Source organism: Rhizobacter sp. SG703, from assembly GCF_012275445.1.
GTDB lineage: Bacteria > Pseudomonadota > Gammaproteobacteria > Burkholderiales > Burkholderiaceae_C > Rhizobacter.
On sequence record NZ_JAAZQK010000004.1, the window covers coordinates 414,156 to 430,207 of the forward strand.

The window sequence follows — 16,052 nt, forward strand, 5'->3', positions numbered from 1 at the left end:
CGGCGCGGAGTGCGCCTCAGCCTGCGATCTTCAGGAAAGCGGCCTCGGTGGCCAGCTGTGCCAGGTTCAGTTCGCGCCAGAGGCGGTTGCCTTCGTCGCGGTAATGCGTTCCGACGAAGGCCGGCTTGGCCTGCCCGTCGTCGGGTTCGGGCTTCAGCTGCGTCAGGTTGCGCAGGCCGGCGAGCCGGTCCACCAGCACCGCGCAGTTGATGTTCAGTTCGGTGTTGAACGCGACGAACCAGGACTGCTCGCGCACCGGCTCGTTGCCGCGCACGCCGAGGAAGCCTGCCAGGTCGACGACCCCGTGCAGCCGGCCGCGCAGGTTGGCCACGCCCATGAACCAGCGGCTCGTGTACGGCACCGGCATCGCCGGCGCGAACGGGAAAATTTCGCCGGCTTCCTGAAGCGGGAACAGGAACCCGTGGCTGCCGCACTCGACGGCCAGCCAGGCGCTGCCGCGCTCTTGCGTACGCGCCGCCTGCAGCCTCTCGGCCAGGCGACTTTGCAGCTCGCGCAATGCTTCCTTGTTGGCCATTCAGTTCTCTGCCTGCGGGGCGACGTGTGACGGTGAGGTGATGGAAACGGGTCCGGCCGCGTTCAGTCGAACGCGCGGATCTTGGACACCAGCTCGTCGGCGTCGACGGGCTTGACGATGTAGTCGCGTGCGCCCTGGCGCATGCCCCACACCTTGTCGGTTTCCTGGTTCTTGCTGGTGCACATGATCACCGGCACGTCGGTGAAGCGCGGATCGCGCGTGATCGCGCGGGTCAGCTGGAAGCCGTTCTGCCCGGGCATCACGACGTCCATCAGGATCAGGTCGGGCTTCTCTTCGCCCAGCCGGCGCATCGCATCTTCGCCGTTCTCGGCAGTTCGCACCGCGTAGCCGCGCTTGGTCAGCAGCTCCGACAGGTAGTGCAGTTCGGTCTTCGAATCGTCGACCAACAGAATTTTCTGAATCGCCATCGTCTTACTCCTTCAACTCTTTGCAGGGCAGCACCGGAAGGCCGCGTCAGACGCGGGCCGGCCGGTGCTGTGCCACGGCTTGCAACAACTGGTCTTTGGTGAACGGCTTCGTGAGGTAGTCCTCCGAGCCGACCATCCGGCCGCGCGCCTTGTCGAACAGGCCGTCCTTGGAGGACAGCATGATCACCGGCACGTCGGCGAATCTGGCGTTGCGCTTGATGATCGCGCAGGTCTGGTACCCGTCCAGGCGCGGCATCAGGATGTCGCAGAAGATCAGGTCGGGCGAGTGATCGTTGACCTTGGACAGCGCGTCGAAACCGTCCTCCGCGAGCAGCACGGTATGGCCGCCCTGCTTCAGGAAGATCTCCGCACTGCGGCGAATCGTGTTGCTGTCGTCGATCACCAGCACCTTGATGCCTGCGATGGCTTCATTGCTCACCGAGAATCCCCTCAATGACTGAAAGCGGCCGCGGCACTTGCCCGGCACGCCATGTAAGAGCCTCAGCGACCATCAGATCTGGACCATTTCGAAATCTTCCTTGCGCGCGCCGCATTCCGGGCAGGTCCAGTTCATGGGTACTGCTTCCCATGCGGTGCCCGGTGCAATACCGTGTTCGGGATCTCCTGCCGCTTCGTCGTATATCCAGCCGCAGATCAGGCACATCCAGGTTCGGGTACCGCTGAGGTCATTGCTCACTTTGTTTTTGTCGCATCACTACAATGAGAAAAGATTGTAGCGACGCAGATTGACAAAAATACATTGATTTCTAGGCACCTACGCCACATTCCTCACATTTTTCTAGAAGTCAGTGCCGGCACCCGCGGCTCGTCTTCACCTTTCCCGACGGACTTCCAATGACCCCAGACGCCCCCTCCGCGGACCCCCAGGCCGACCCGAACCAGGAAGCGCCCGCCCCTGCCTGCGTGATGACATTCAACGCGAGCGACCCGAGCGGTGCCGGCGGCCTGGCCGGCGATGTCGCGACCATCGCGGCGATGGGCGCGCATGCGCTGCCGGTCGTCACGTCGATCGTGCTGCGCGACACCGCCGAGGTGTTCGACCACAGCGCGATCGACGCCGACGTCGTCGTCGAGCAGGCCCGCAGCATCCTCGAAGACGTCAGCATCGCCGCGTGGAAGGTCGGTTTCCTCGGGTCCGCCGAGGGCGTCAGCGCGGTGGCCGAGGTGCTGTCCGACTACCCCGAGGTGCCGCTGGTGGCCTACATGCCGAACCTGTCGTGGCTCGAGGAAGACGACCAGCAGGCGTACCTCGACGCGTTCCGCGAACTGGTGCTGCCGCAGACCGAGGTGCTGGTCGGCGCCCACCAGACGCTGACCGATTTCCTGCTGCCCGAATGGAGCAGCGAGCGGCCGGCTTCGCCACGCGAGCTGGCGGTGGCCGCGGCGCAGCACGGCACGCGCTTCGTGCTGGTCACCAGCGTGCCGCTGCCCGACCAGTTCATGGACAACGTGCTGGCTTCGCCGCAGGGCGCGATCACCGGCGAGAAGTTCGAGCGCTTCGAGGTCAGCTTCGTCGGCGCGGGCGACACGCTGTCGTCGGCGCTGGCGGCGCTGCTGGCGGCCGGCAGCGAGCTGCATGCGGCGGTCGGCGAATCGCTCGCCTTCCTCGACCAGGCGCTCGATGCCGGCTTCCGCCCCGGCATGGGCAACGTGATCCCCGACCGCTTCTTCTGGGCGCTGCCTCCGGGCGAAGAAGAAGGCGAAGAAGGCACGGCGGCCACCGAGGGTGCCGCCAACGACGACGAGGCCCCGAAAGACCCGCGCCATGTCCACTGACAAGAAAAGCAACGAAGCCCTGTTCGAACGCGCCCGCCGCGTGATCCCCGGCGGCGTCAATTCGCCGGTGCGGGCGTTCAAGGCGGTCGGCGGCACGCCGCGCTTCATCGCGCGCGCGCAAGGCGCCTACATGTTCGATGCCGACGGCAAGCGCTACATCGACTACATCGGCTCGTGGGGCCCGATGATCCTCGGCCACGGGCACCCGGCGGTGCTCGAGGCGGTGCAGAAGGCCGCGCTCGACGGCTTCTCGTTCGGCGCCCCCACCGAGCGCGAGATCGAACTCGCCGAAGAGATCCTGAAGCTGGTGCCGAGCGTCGAGCAGGTCCGCCTGGTCAGCTCCGGCACCGAGGCCGCGATGAGCGCGATCCGCCTCGCGCGCGGCGCCACCGGCCGCAACCGCATCGTCAAGTTCGAGGGCTGCTACCACGGCCATGCCGATGCGCTGCTGGTGAAGGCCGGCTCGGGCCTCGCGACCTTCGGCAACCCGACCAGCGCCGGCGTGCCGGCCGAGGTGGTGCAGCACACGATGGTGCTCGAATACAACCACCTGGCGCAGCTCGAAGAGGCCTTCAGCCTGCACGGCCGCGACATCGCCTGCGTGATGATCGAGCCGATTGCCGGCAACATGAACTTCGTGCGCACCCAGCTGCCGTTCATGAAGCGGCTGCGCGAACTGTGCACGCAGCATGGCGCGCTGCTGGTGTTCGACGAGGTGATGACCGGCTTCCGCGTCGGCCTGCACGGCGCGCAAGGCCTGTATGCCCGCGCGCTGCCGGGCTTCGAGCCCGACCTCAGCGTGTTCGGCAAGGTGATCGGCGGCGGCATGCCGCTGGCGGCCTTCGGCGGCAAGCGCGCGGTGATGGAGCAGCTCGCGCCGCTCGGCTCGGTCTACCAGGCCGGTACGCTGTCGGGCAACCCGGTGGCCACCGCCTGCGGTCTGGCGACGCTGCGCGAGATCCAGCGCCCCGGCTTCTTCGAGGCGCTGTCGGCGCGCACCCGCAGCCTGGTCGACGGTCTCGCCGCGATCGCGCGCGACAACGGCGTGCCGTGGTCGACCGACTGCGAAGGCGGCATGTTCGGCTTCTTCCTTGCCGACGAGCTGCCGCAGAACTACGCCACCGTGATGGCCACCGACAAGGAGCGCTTCAACCGCTTCTTCCACGGCCTGCTGGACCACGGCGTGTACATTGCCCCGGCACTGTACGAAGCCGGCTTCGTCAGTGCCGCGCACACGGCCGACGACATCGCCGAGACGCTGGCCGCGGCACGATCCGTGCTCCGCTGAACCTGCAGGGCGGCCACCGCCGCCCGTCTTCCCGACGCCCTCCATGCACATCCACATCCTCGGCATCTGCGGCACTTTCATGGGCGGCATCGCCGCGCTCGCGCGCGAGGGCGGCCACCGGGTCACCGGCTGCGACGCCGGCGTCTACCCGCCGATGAGCGACCAGCTGCGCGCGCTCGGCATCGAGCTGATCGAAGGCTGGGGCGCCGACCAGCTGAAGCTCGCACCCGACCTGTTCGTCGTCGGCAACGTGGTCTCGCGCGGCAACGAGCTGATGGAAGCCATCCTCGACGCCGGCCTGCCGTACACCAGCGGGCCACAGTGGCTGGCCGAGAACGTGCTGCAGGGCCGCCATGTGCTGGCGGTGGCCGGCACGCACGGCAAGACCAGCACCACCTCGATGCTGGCCTGGGTGCTGGAGCAGGCCGGGCTGAAGCCGGGCTTCCTGGTGGGCGGGGTGCCGCAGAACTTCGGCGTGTCGGCCAGGCTGGGTGAAGGCAAGACCTTCGTGATCGAGGCCGACGAATACGACACCGCGTTCTTCGACAAGCGCAGCAAGTTCGTGCACTACCGGCCGCGCACCGCGGTGCTGAACAACCTGGAGTTCGACCACGCCGACATCTTCCCGGACCTGGGGGCGATCGAGACCCAGTTCCATCACCTGGTGCGCACCGTGCCGGCGGCCGGGCGGCTGGTCGTCAATGCGCGCGAGGAGTCGCTGCAGCGGGTGCTGGCGCGCGGCTGCTGGAGCGAGGTGGTGCGTTTCGGCGCGCGCAAGGAAACGCCGGGGGCGTTGCGCGCGCGCGGCGAGCCGCACGTGTTCGACGTGCTGCGCGGCAGCCTGAAGATCGCGCATGTCGAATGGCCGCTGCTGGGCGAGCACAACCAGCTGAACGCGCTCGCGGCGATCGCCGCCGCCGAGCATGTGGGCGTCGCGCCGGAGGTCGCCGCGAAGGCGCTCGCGAGCTTCCAGAACGTGCGCCGGCGCATGGAGTTGCGAGGCGAGGCCGGCGGCGTGAAGGTGTACGACGATTTCGCGCACCACCCGACGGCGATCCGCACCACGGTCAACGGGCTGCGCCGCAAGGTCGGGCTCGACCGCATCCTCGCGGTGCTGGAGCCGCGTTCGAACACGATGAAGCTCGGCACGATGAAGGCCCAGCTGCCGTGGTCGCTCGAAGAGGCCGACCTGTCGTTCTGCTACCAGGGCAACCTGGGCTGGGATGCACGCGAGGTGCTGGCGCCGATGGGCGACAAGGCCATCGTCTGCGACACCATCGACGCACTGGTCACCGCGGTGCGCCGGACCGCGAAGCCCGGCGACCATGTGCTGTGCATGAGCAACGGTGGGTTCGGCGGGGTGCACGACAAGCTTTTGGTGGCCCTCGCAGGCTGACCCTTTTGGGGCATTGGCGCGAGCGAAGGCGCGGGCGGGGGGTGTGGGGCTCGCCGGCCAGTGCGGTCATCATCCCTGGCGGGATGCTGACTGCCCTCCGCTGCACAGTTTGATGGCCCGTCCTGATTGGCGCTCCCCACCCCCCTCCCGCCCGCGCCTTCGCCGAACCAGTGGCTTGGTGCGTCGAGAACACGCCTGCGTAGCCCGGATGCCAATCCGGGAATCGTCGATCACATCGGATGTCGGCCCCGGATTGCGCTGCGCTTCATCCGGGCTACGTGAGTGAGCATGCCCAGAGGCCGCGAACGATCAAGCAACGCCCCGGGATCCGGCTTTGCCGGGCCCAGGGGTGGCGCCCCTTGGGGGCAGGAGCGAAGCGACTGGGGGGCTCACTCCCTTGACTGTCGCCGACTGTTTGACCACAACGAACGAAGTGAGTGGCGGGAGTTTCGGCGACGGACCATGAAATCAGTCAGCGGAGGGAAGTCATTGCCCTCCAGGGCAATGACCGCTCCGCCCGGCGAGCCACAGACTCCCCGCTCGCGCCTCCCGCGCCAACGCACGAACGTGGGCAGCCCCCACCCCCGTGATCAACTCCGCAGCATGGAGGCCTTCAGTGCCTCGTTCAAGGTCGACAGACTGTCCTGGAGATGCGCACGGCTCTCGACCGACAGCCGCGACCCGTTGACCGCGCTGCGCAGCTGCCCCTGCAGCTCCACCGCCTCCATCCGCACCAGGCTCAGCGCGTCCGGCGGCAGCGTGCCGGCACCGCGAATCAGCAGCGACTGCACGCGGCGCAGGTGCTCGCGCTGCAGGTTGCGGCGCAGCCGGTCGATGTCGCTGCCGGTCTTCAGCTCGCTCCACACCGAGCCCTGCAGCGTGCCGTACACCTCGGCCAGCGAAATCACGTTGCGCTTGTTCGCATCGGCCACGTACAGCGGCAGGTCCAGCAAGCGCGACGCGGTGCCCGGGCTCATCAGCCGGTCCAGCGCGGTGACCTGCACCTGCAGCACCGCCGCCGGGATGCTCACCGGGCCGCCGCGGTCCCACTCGTTGTAGTCGGGCGACAGGCCGGCGAGGAACTGCGGCTTGAAGCGGAAGCTGTCCGCGTTGAACAGCCCCTTGGCCAGGAACTGCAACGCATCGCGCTGCTTGGCCGGCGCCACCGGCGCATAGGCCGGCCGGTTGGTCGAGCCCGGCAGGTCGCGCACGGTGTTCATGCCGCCGACGTACTTGCCGACCAGGTCGGCCGCGCGGTTCAGCTGCTGGAAGCCGCTCAGCAGCACGCGGCGCTGGCGAACGGCCTCGTCGCCCGGCTGCGGCGTGCGGTCCTGCACCCGCTGCCACAGCTCGCGCGACAGCTGCAGCCGCTTCTCGTAGTACGCGAGCGGGTCGTCGCCCAGGTCGAAGCGGTTGACCAGCGGGTCGATGCCGTCGTTGCCGCGCTGGCCGCCGGCCTCGGCGTCGTCCGAATACGCAAGCAGCGGATCGGTGCTGCGCGACGCGATGCGCGACAGCTCCGCCGTCTCGTCGGCCGGCGCGATCGACTTGTAGGCGTACTCGATCGCCCAGTAGTCGTACGGCCCGAGCGTCGTGTTGTTCAGGCTCGCCTGGCGCTCGCCCGCCAGCGCCAGGTTGTAGGCGTTGTAGTCCATCACCGAGCCCGAGATGCCCTTGCTCTCGGTGAAGCCCTTGTCCTGCAGCTGCGCGCGGCTGACCACCGTCGAGGCCTTGAAGTTGTGCTTCAGCCCCAGCGTGTGGCCGACCTCATGCATCACGACGTCCTTGATGCGCGACTGCACGAAGGCATCGGCCTCCGGGCCGTCCGGCGCGATCTCGCCGCGCGCCTCCAGCAGGTCCATCGCGAAGTCCATCTCGGCGGCCGCCTCCTGCGCGTAGTTGCAGTAGTCGGCCCCGCCGAACTTGCTCCAGGCGGCGAAGGCCGGTGACGCGAACGGCGTCGCACGGCCGACGTCCTCGACCAGGAAGCGCCGCGCGCCGCGGCCGAACACGTCGCTCATGCCGATGTCGGCATCGATGATCTCGCCGGTGCGCGGGTCGGAATGGCTCGGGCCGATCGCGAAGCCGACGTCGGCGCCGGTGAACCAGCGGATCGACGCATGGCGCGCGTCCATGTTGTCCCAGTCGGCATCGTCGGGCTGCTGCTTCGCGACGATCGCGTTCTTGAAGCCGATGCGCTCGAAGGCCTTGTTCCATTCCAGCACGCCGGCCTCGACCGCCCCGCGGTACTGCACCGGGATGTTCTTGTCGAGCCAGTAGACGATCGGCTGCTTCGGTTCGGACAGCGGGGCCTGCGGGTCCTGCTTCTCCAGCCGCCAGCGCGTCACGTAGTGCAGCCGCGGGTTGGCCTTGGTGTCGCTGGTCAGGTCGGTGACGACGTCGAAGAAATGGCCGAGCCGCGGGTCGGTCTTGCGCGGCGCCATCGGCTCGCCGAGCTTCGCGAAGTTGTAGACGTAGCCGACGAACATGCTGCGAGGGTCCGGCGTGGTCTGCGGCGGCGGCGGCGTCGGCACCGGGCTCGGCGTCAGCGGCGGCGCCGGCATGCGCGCGGTCGCGTAGTGCATGCGCGCGTTCAGCGTCGTCAGGTCGTCGGTGACACGGATCTTCTCGAAGTACGAGTTGCCGCGGTCCAGCGCGTACGGCAGGCGGAACGCCGTCTCGATCGCGGTGGAATAGCCCGGCATGTCCGCCAGCAGGAAGCCGGCGTCGACCAGCACCGACTTGCGCTGCGGGTGCGGCGCGCTGACGATGGCGGCCGCGCCCAGCAGGCTGTTCGAGAACGCCTGCTCGACGCTGGCGCGCATCGCCGGCGTCGTCGCGACGTAGTTGCTGTTCAGCGCCACCAGCTGGATCAGGTTGCTGCCGATCTTGCGGAAGCTGGCCAGCCACTGCGGCCCCATCTGGCTGGCGTACAACCCCCGTTCGCCGATCGAGTTCGAGATGTTGATCGACAGCAGGAACGGCTGGTCCAGGCGCTCGACCGGGATCTCGAGCCAGGTCTTCTCGTCCTTGCGCCACACCGGCACGAAACCGTCCTGGTGGGTCGCGCCCTTGATGACCTCGTCGAACGGCTTCGGCGCCGCCGGGTCCAGCCGCACGACGGTGGCACCCGGCGCGGACGCGGCGGCGGCGGCCGACGCGGCGGCGGCTGAAGCCGCGGCACTGACCGGTGCCGACGCGGCCCCGTTCGGCGCGATCACGACGACCGGCGGGGTGGCCGGCGTCACGGTGGTCACGCAGCCTTGCAGCAGCAGGCCGGTCAGCAGAAGGCCCGGCGCAAGCGACAGGCCGGCAGGCGCGGCGGATCGGGTGGGATTCAGGGAGTCATTCACGTCAACGGTGTCCTGGTGGTGTCCTGGTGGGAGGGGACGGTGGAGCGACTTCTGGCAGCGATCGGACGAATTCACGAAGGTCGGATGGACCTCGTGCAGAAACAAAGTGTAGAGCCCGGGCACCGGGCGTTCACCCCGTGAAACGCCGAGCTAGACTCCGTCGCGCTTTGCAGGTTCCGTGCCTCCGGTCTATCGGACACATGCCGCCGGCCGGCGCTGCACCGGATGTGCATTCCTCACGCTCCATGATCACCCACCTCCTTTACCTGCACGGTTTTCGTTCGTCGCCGCGCTCGACCAAGGCGCGCCAGGTCGAGGCCTGGGTGCGGCGCCACGCACCGCGCGTGCGCTGGTGGTGCCCGCAGCTGCCGCCGTCGCCGCAGCAGGCGATCGACGGGCTGCGCGCCGAGCTGGCATGGTGGCCGCGCGGACGGACGGCGATCATCGGCAGCTCGCTCGGCGGCTTCTATGCGACGGTGCTGGCCGAGCAGCTCGACTGCCCGGCGGTGCTGCTGAACCCGGCCGTCGACCCGGCCCGCGACCTGGCCGGCCACATCGGCGAGACGACCGCCTGGCACAGCGACGAGCGGTTCTTTTTCTCGGCGATCGACGTCGACCAGTTGCGTGCGATGACGCCGGGCGCGTTGGCCCGGCCGTCGCGCTACTTCGCGGTGATCGCCACCGGCGACGAGGTGCTCGACTGGCGCGAGATGAGCGAGCGCTACCGCGGCGCGCACCTGCGCATCGTCGAGGGCAGCGACCACGCGTTGAGCGGCTTCGACGAACACCTGCCCCATCTGATGCACTTCCTGCAGCTCGCGCCGTCGCCGTGACCGGCGGGAATGACCGAGCTTTCCGCGACAATCCCCACCCATGTATGCATTGTTCGAAGACGCCGGCAAGTTCCTCGCCGGCCGCGTGATGACCGAAGCCGACAGCTCGATGCAGATCGAGCTCGACTCGGGCAAGCGCGTGAAGGTGAAGGCAGCCAATGTGCTGCTGAAGTTCGAGAAGCCGCTGCCGGCCGAGCTGATCGCCGAAGGCCAGCGGCTCGCCCGCGAGATCGACCTCGACCTGGCCTGGGAGTTCGCGCCCGAAGGCGAGTTCGGCTTCGCCGACCTGGCGCGCGACTACTTCGACAGCAAGGCCGGCGTCGAGAAACAGGCCGCTGCGCTGTTCCGGTTGTTCGAGGCGCCGCATTACTTCCGCCGCCTCGGCAAGGGCCAGTTCAAGAAGGCGCCGGAAGAGATCGTGAAGGCTGCCTTGCTCGGCATCGAACGCAAGAAGCAGCTGGCCGCGCAGATCGACGCCTGGGCCGCCGAGCTGGTGGCCGGCCAGTGCCCGGCGCCGGTGCGCGAGCAGCTCTACCGGATCCTGTTCCGCCCCGACAAGAACGCCGCCGAGTACAAGGCCGTCGTCGAAGCCTCGCGCCGCGCGCAGAAGGCGCCGCTCGACCTGCTGACGGCCGCGGGCGCGATCGACTCGCCGTACCAGTTCCACTGGCGGCGCTTCCTGTTCGAGAACTTCCCGAAGGGCACCGGCTTCCCGCCGCTGTCGGCCCCGGCCATCAAGGACGAGTTGCCGCTCGCGGCCGTGCAGGCGTTCTCGATCGACGATTCGCAGACCACCGAGATCGACGACGCGCTGTCGGTGCACGGCCTGGGCAGCGGCACCGTGGTGTTCGGCGTGCACATCGCGGCCCCGAGCCTCGCGATCGCGCCCGACAGCCCGGTCGACAAGGTCGCGCGCGACCGGCTGTCGACCGTCTACATGCCGGGCTACAAGCTGACGATGCTGCCCGACGACGTGGTGCAGGCCTACACGCTGCAGGCCGGGCGCGACTGCCCGGCGGTGTCGCTGTACGTCAGCTTCGACGAGGCCACGCTGAAGGTGACCGGCAGCGAGACGAAACTGGAGCGCGTGCCGATCGCGGCCAACCTGCGCCATGACCAGCTCGACGCGGTGATCACCGAAGCCACGCTGCTCGGCGACGCGCCGGCCGGCTACGAATTCGCACCCGAACTGGCGTTCTGCTTCCGCCTGGCCCGCCACCTGAAGGCCGGCCGCGAGCAGGTGCGCGGCAAGCCGGAGCTCTTCAACCGGGCCGACTACAACTTCAAGCTCGACGGCAACGACGGCGCCGAGCCGCAGGGCCACGAGCGCGTCAGCATCGTCGCCCGCCAGCGCGGCTCGCCGCTCGACCTGATCGTCGCCGAGGCGATGATCCTGGCCAACAGCACCTGGGGCGGCTGGCTCAACGAGCTCGGCGTGCCGGGCATCTACCGCAGCCAGGCCAGCATGGCGCCGGGCGTCAAGGTGCGCATGGGCACGCGGGCCGCGCCGCACGCCGGCATGGGCGTCGCGCAATACACCTGGGCCACGTCGCCGCTGCGCCGCTATGTCGACCTGCTGAACCAGTGGCAGATCGTCGCCTGCGCGCGCCATGGCCGCACCGCGGCGCTGGCCGCGCCGTTCAAGCCGAAGGATGCGGCGCTGTTCTCGGTCATCTCCAGCTTCGATGCGGCCTACGGCGCCTACAACGGCTTCCAGTCGGGCATCGAGCGCTACTGGACGCTGAAGTACCTCGAGCAGAACGGCATCGCCGAGCTCGACGCCGCGGTGATGAAGGAAGGCCTGGTGCGGGCCGACACGCTGCCGCTGGTGTTCCGCGCCGTCGGCGCCGAGCGGCTGCCGCGCGGTGCGCGCGTGAAGGTACGCATCACCGGCACCGACCTGCTGACGCTGGACGTGCATGCGAGCGTGCTGTCGCGCATCGACGATCCGGACACCACGGCCGATGACGCCGTCGTCGAGGATGCCGAAGCCGAGAACGAGGACGTCGCTGCCGGTCCGCTGACGCTCGCGATCGACGTGCAGGCCGACGATGCCGATGCCCCGGCGGACGCTGCCGCCACCACTCCCGCCGCTTGAGGGATCGATGCTGAAGAAGTTCTCCACCCTGCAGATCGCGCTCGCGGTGTCGATCGGCGTGCATGCCCTGTTGCTGGTGGTGCGCTTCGTCGATCCGGAAGGCTTCAACCGCGTGTTCCAGGACACGCCGCTGGAGGTCATCCTCGTCAACGGCAGTTCGGCCGAGGCGCCGACCAAGGCGCAGGCCATCGCGCAGCGCAACCTGGCCGGCGGCGGCGACGCCGACCGCGGCCGCGCCACCTCGCCGCTGCCGGCGTCGCCGATGATGGAGCTGGGCGACTCGGCCGACGAGGCGCACAAGCAGATCGAGCAGTTGCAGGAAACCCAGCAGCAACTGCTGGCGCAGGTGCGCCGCGAGCTGGCCTACCTGCCGGCGCCCGACCCGAAGCGCGACCGTGGCGATCCGGCCGCGCGCGCGCAGGAAGAGCGCCGCCGCCAGCTGATGCAGCTGCTGGCCGAGATCGAGAAGCGCATCAACGAAGAGAACTCGCGGCCGAAGAAGCGCTACATCAGCCCGGCCACGCGCGAAGAGCTGTACGCGATCTACTACGACTCGCTGCGCCGCAAGATCGAGGACCGCGGCACCCGCAACTTCCCCGAGTCGCAGGGCAAGAAGATCTACGGCGAGCTGATGATGGTGATCACGATCGACGCCGCCGGCCGCGTGCTCGAGACCGAGATCGTGCGGCCGTCGAAATCGCCGCTGCTCGACAAGCGTGCCCAGGCGATCGTGCGGGCGGCCGCGCCGTTCGGCCAGTTCAACACCGAGATGCGCAAGCGCGCCGACCAGCTGGTGATCACCTCGCGCTTCCGCTTCACGCGGGAAGAAGGCCTGGAGACCACGCTGAGCGCGCCCGAGCAGCGCTGAAGGACCGCGATGGATCGCTACGTCGTCGCCGGCAACCCGGTCGAGCACAGCCAGTCGCCGTTCATCCACGCCCGCTTCGCCGCGCAGACCGGCCAGGCGCTGCACTACGACCGGCTGCTGTGCCCGCTGGACGGGTTCGCCGACACCGTGCGCCGCTTTGCCGCTGACGGCGGCCGCGGCTGCAACATCACGGTGCCGTTCAAGTTCGATGCGTTCGCGCTGGCGGCGCGCCGCACCGACCGCGCGACGCTGGCCGGGGCCGCCAACATCCTGCGCTTCGACGCCGAAGGCTGGCTGGCCGACAACGCCGACGGCTGCGGCCTGGTGCGCGACATCGAACGCAATGCCGGCCATGCGCTGGCCGGGCAGCGCGTGCTGGTGATCGGCGCCGGCGGCGGCGCGGCCGGTGCGCTCGGCCCGCTGCTGGCGGCGCGGCCGGCGCAGCTGGTGCTGGCGAACCGCAGCGTCGACAAGGCGCAGGCGCTGGTGGCGCGCCATGCGGCGCCGGCCCGCGCAGCAGGTGCCGAGCTGCACGCCACCGGCCTGGCCGATTGCGGCGAGGCCTTCGACGTCGTCGTCAACGCCAGCGCGAGCAGCCTGCAGGGCGCCGGCATCCCGGTGTCGCCGCGCGTGCTGCGCGCCGGCAGCCTGGCGCTCGACATGATGTACGGCCCGGCCGCGCAGGGCTTCGTCGCCTGGGCCGCGCAGCATGGCGCGGTCGGCCGCGACGGCCTGGGCATGCTGGTCGAGCAGGCCGGCGAAGCCTTCTTCGTCTGGCGCGGCCTGCGCCCGGACACCGCGCCGGTGCTGGCCGAGCTGCAGGCCCGCCTGTCCGGCGCCGGCCGATGAAGAGCACGCTCCGCCAGGTCGCGCGGCTGATCGCGCTGTTGGTGCTGTCGGTGCTCGCGCTGCAGCTGTACTTCCTGGCGCGGGTCGCGCTGATGGCGGTCGTCGACCCGCAATCGACGACCTTCCAGCGCTCCGAGGCGTGGCGGCTGCTGACCGAGCAGCACCAGGTGCCGTGGAGCCAGGAGTGGCAGCCGTACGACCACATCGCCGACGCGCTGAAACGGGCGGTGATCGCGTCGGAGGATGCGAGCTTCACCGAGCACAGCGGGGTCGAATGGGACGCGGTCGAGAAGGCCTGGGAGAAGAACCAGCGCGCCGAGGCGCGGGCCGACCGGATCAACGACCGGCTGGAGCAGCGTCCGCCGAAGGCCCATGGCGCGCCGGCCCGCCGCGCCGAGCCGAAGATCATCGGCGGCTCGACGATCACGCAGCAGCTGGCGAAGAACCTGTTCCTCGGCAGCGAGCGCAGCCTGCCCCGCAAGGCGCAGGAGTTCGTCATCACCTTCATGCTGGAAGGCCTGCTGTCGAAGCAGCGCATCCTCGAGATCTACCTGAACAACGTCGAATGGGGCGAAGGCGTGTTCGGCGCACAGGCGGCGGCACGGCACTACTTCCGCGTCGACGCAGCCAGGCTCGCGCCGATGCAGGCGGCGCGGCTGGCGGTGATGCTGCCGGCACCGAAACGCTTCGAGAAGCGGCCGGGGTCGCCGTACGTGGTCGGGCGCGCGGGGACTGTCGTGGCGCGGATGGGGGCGGTCGAGCTGCCCTGAAATCTTCGTTCGGTGCGCGTGCGAAGAACTCGGTGCGCACATCGCCACGCCTAGAATCTTCGGATGACGACCTCTCTGACCGACGAACTGGCGAGCGCGGCGGCACGGCTGATCGTCGAGGAAGGCATGGAGTACGGGCCGGCCAAGCGCCGCGCCGCGCGCGACCTCGGCAAACGCAGCACGCGGCAGGTCGACCTGCCCGACAACGACCAGGTCGAGGACGAGGTGCGGGCCTACATCGCCCTCTTCTGCGCCGACACCCAGCCGGCCGAGTTGCGCGCGCTGCGCGAGGTCGCGCTGTTGTGGATGGAACGGCTCGAGGCGTTCCGGCCCCACCTGCATGGCGCGGTCTGGCGCGGCACCGCGACCCGGCTCAACAGCGTGCGGCTGGAACTGTTCTGCGACGACTCGAAGGAAGCCGAGCTGGCGCTGATCGACCGCCGTGTCTCGTATGACGTCGGCAGCCTGGACGGGCCGCGCGGCGAACCGATCGACGTGCTGACCGTCAGCAGCCCGAGCGCTGCACTCGGCGAGGAAGTGACCGTGCACCTGACCATCCTGGACCACGACGACCTGCGCGGCGCGCTGAAGCCGGACAGCCGCGGCCGCAGCGAACGCGGCGACCTGGCCGGGCTGCGCCGGTTGCTCGCGGAGTCCGATGGAGCGTCGTCATGAACCGCCGCCATGCGTTGACGATCGGCGTCGGCGGCGTCGCGCTCGCCGCGGGCGCCGGCGTCGGCTGGTGGCGCGAACGGCTGCCCGACGCCGAACGGGCGCTGTGGGCGCTGCAGTTCGACCGGCCCGAAGGCGGCTCGCTGCCGCTGGCCGGCCTGCGCGGCCAGCCGCTGCTGCTGAACTTCTGGGCCACCTGGTGCGCGCCCTGCGTGAAGGAGATGCCGCTGCTCGACACCTTCCAGCGCACCCACCAGCCGGCCGGCTGGCGCGTGGTCGGCCTCGCGGTCGACAGCCCGACCCCGGTGCGCGAGTTCCTGCAGAAGCTGCCGGTCACGTTTCCGATCGGGCTGGCCGGGCTGACCGGCGTCGACCTGGCCCGCTCGCTCGGCAATGAGCGCGGCGGCCTGCCGTTCAGCGCCGTCTTCGACCGCGATGGGCGCGTCATCGCGCGCAAACTGGGCAGCATCGCCGAGCAGGACCTGGCCGCCTGGGTGCAACGGCTCGCTTGACGCCTCGATTCAGGACATCCGGCCGAGATTTTTCTATATTGCAGTCTTCGGACCCTAAAGCGCGTAAAGTTCAGCCTTTGCAAAATTCCGGGCCGCCTGCCGCAGGCACCCGATCCGCGTTTCATGCACATCCTGGTCCTGCACGGCCCGAACCTGAACCTGCTCGGCACCCGCGAGCCGGAGGTCTATGGCGCGACGACTTTGGCGCAGATCGATGCCGATCTCGCCGAGATCGCGTCGAAGGCCGGTTCGACGCTGGTGAGCTTCCAGAGCAACCATGAAGGCGCGCTGATCGACCGCGTACACGCCGCGCGGCTCGACGGTACGCAGTTCATCCTGATCAACCCGGGCGCGTTCACGCACACCAGCGTCGCGCTGCGCGATGCGCTGGCCGGCGTCGCGATCCCGTTCATCGAGGTGCACTTGTCGAACGTGCACCGGCGCGAAGCCTTCCGCCACCATTCCTATTTCTCGGACCTGGCCGACGGCGTGATCGTCGGCCTGGGCGCGGACGGCTATGCCTGCGCCCTGCGCCACGTGCTGCAACGTGACGTGAAGCGCCCTCCCCAGCGGACGGCCTGACCCCACGGCGCCGACGGCCCGACCCGGGCCGGCGATGCCCGAGACCGGCAACAAGCCCGACAACAAAGACG

General features: G+C 69.3%; 16 protein-coding genes. 11 read left to right on the forward strand and 5 right to left on the reverse strand.

What is annotated here, in order from left to right; translation table 11 throughout:
- Positions 1-16: 16 nt before the first annotated feature.
- From FHT26_RS10095 to FHT26_RS10110, 4 genes are all read right to left on the reverse strand, one after another.
- Positions 17-535, reverse strand: coding sequence for a chemotaxis protein CheW (locus tag FHT26_RS10095; protein ID WP_056816806.1), 519 nt, complete (start codon positions 533-535; stop codon positions 17-19).
- A 62-nt stretch (positions 536-597) separates the two neighbouring features.
- A complete protein-coding gene (locus FHT26_RS10100; RefSeq protein WP_047509914.1) occupies positions 598-963 on the reverse strand; it encodes a response regulator transcription factor in 366 nt (121 codons plus the stop codon).
- A gap of 46 nt (positions 964-1,009) precedes the next feature.
- On the reverse strand, positions 1,010-1,402 hold the full coding sequence (locus FHT26_RS10105) for a response regulator (protein ID WP_056816804.1): 393 nt from the start codon (positions 1,400-1,402) through the stop codon (positions 1,010-1,012).
- Positions 1,403-1,474: 72 nt separating this feature from the next.
- Positions 1,475-1,627: a rubredoxin gene (locus FHT26_RS10110; protein ID WP_073463028.1), complete on the reverse strand. Its 153-nt coding sequence runs from the start codon at positions 1,625-1,627 to the stop codon at positions 1,475-1,477.
- 191 nt (positions 1,628-1,818) lie between these two features.
- Between FHT26_RS10110 and thiD the strand changes: the two genes are divergently transcribed.
- From thiD to mpl, 3 genes are read left to right on the forward strand one after another with little or no spacing between them, the layout of a single operon-like run.
- On the forward strand, positions 1,819-2,760 hold the full coding sequence (thiD, locus tag FHT26_RS10115; RefSeq protein WP_168559999.1) for a bifunctional hydroxymethylpyrimidine kinase/phosphomethylpyrimidine kinase: 942 nt from the start codon (positions 1,819-1,821) through the stop codon (positions 2,758-2,760).
- Positions 2,750-4,048, forward strand: a complete 1,299-nt coding sequence (gene hemL, locus FHT26_RS10120; RefSeq protein ID WP_168560000.1) for a glutamate-1-semialdehyde 2,1-aminomutase — start codon at positions 2,750-2,752, stop codon at positions 4,046-4,048. Before thiD ends, hemL begins: the two co-directional genes overlap by 11 nt.
- A gap of 43 nt (positions 4,049-4,091) precedes the next feature.
- On the forward strand, positions 4,092-5,444 hold the full coding sequence (mpl, locus tag FHT26_RS10125; RefSeq protein WP_168560001.1) for a UDP-N-acetylmuramate:L-alanyl-gamma-D-glutamyl-meso-diaminopimelate ligase: 1,353 nt from the start codon (positions 4,092-4,094) through the stop codon (positions 5,442-5,444).
- A gap of 590 nt (positions 5,445-6,034) precedes the next feature.
- Here mpl and FHT26_RS10130 read toward each other — a convergent pair.
- A complete protein-coding gene (locus tag FHT26_RS10130) occupies positions 6,035-8,797 on the reverse strand; it encodes a zinc-dependent metalloprotease (RefSeq protein ID WP_168560002.1) in 2,763 nt (920 codons plus the stop codon).
- Positions 8,798-9,042: 245 nt separating this feature from the next.
- On the opposite strand from FHT26_RS10130, the gene FHT26_RS10135 reads away from it, so the two are divergent.
- The 8 genes from FHT26_RS10135 to aroQ all read left to right on the forward strand — a co-directional run bounded on the left by FHT26_RS10135 (position 9,043) and on the right by aroQ (position 15,981).
- Entirely contained in the window at positions 9,043-9,630 is a 588-nt protein-coding gene (locus tag FHT26_RS10135; protein WP_168560003.1) for a YqiA/YcfP family alpha/beta fold hydrolase, read from the forward strand.
- Positions 9,631-9,670: 40 nt separating this feature from the next.
- On the forward strand, positions 9,671-11,728 hold the full coding sequence (locus FHT26_RS10140; RefSeq protein WP_168560004.1) for a ribonuclease catalytic domain-containing protein: 2,058 nt from the start codon (positions 9,671-9,673) through the stop codon (positions 11,726-11,728).
- 7 nt (positions 11,729-11,735) lie between these two features.
- Positions 11,736-12,596 carry an energy transducer TonB gene (locus tag FHT26_RS10145; RefSeq protein WP_082542244.1) on the forward strand — a complete coding sequence of 287 codons (861 nt, stop codon included), beginning with the start codon at positions 11,736-11,738 and terminating at the stop codon, positions 12,594-12,596.
- 9 nt (positions 12,597-12,605) lie between these two features.
- Entirely contained in the window at positions 12,606-13,445 is an 840-nt protein-coding gene (aroE, locus tag FHT26_RS10150) for a shikimate dehydrogenase (RefSeq protein ID WP_168560005.1), read from the forward strand.
- Positions 13,442-14,215, forward strand: coding sequence for a transglycosylase domain-containing protein (locus FHT26_RS10155; RefSeq protein ID WP_168560006.1), 774 nt, complete (start codon positions 13,442-13,444; stop codon positions 14,213-14,215). The genes aroE and FHT26_RS10155 overlap by 4 nt, the downstream gene beginning before the upstream one ends.
- 63 nt (positions 14,216-14,278) lie before the next feature.
- Positions 14,279-14,890, forward strand: coding sequence for a hypothetical protein (locus FHT26_RS10160; protein ID WP_168560007.1), 612 nt, complete (start codon positions 14,279-14,281; stop codon positions 14,888-14,890).
- Positions 14,887-15,399, forward strand: a complete 513-nt coding sequence (locus FHT26_RS10165; RefSeq protein WP_168560008.1) for a TlpA family protein disulfide reductase — start codon at positions 14,887-14,889, stop codon at positions 15,397-15,399. Before FHT26_RS10160 ends, FHT26_RS10165 begins: the two co-directional genes overlap by 4 nt.
- A gap of 123 nt (positions 15,400-15,522) precedes the next feature.
- Positions 15,523-15,981, forward strand: a complete 459-nt coding sequence (aroQ, locus tag FHT26_RS10170; protein ID WP_168560009.1) for a type II 3-dehydroquinate dehydratase — start codon at positions 15,523-15,525, stop codon at positions 15,979-15,981.
- Positions 15,982-16,052 lie beyond the last annotated feature (71 nt).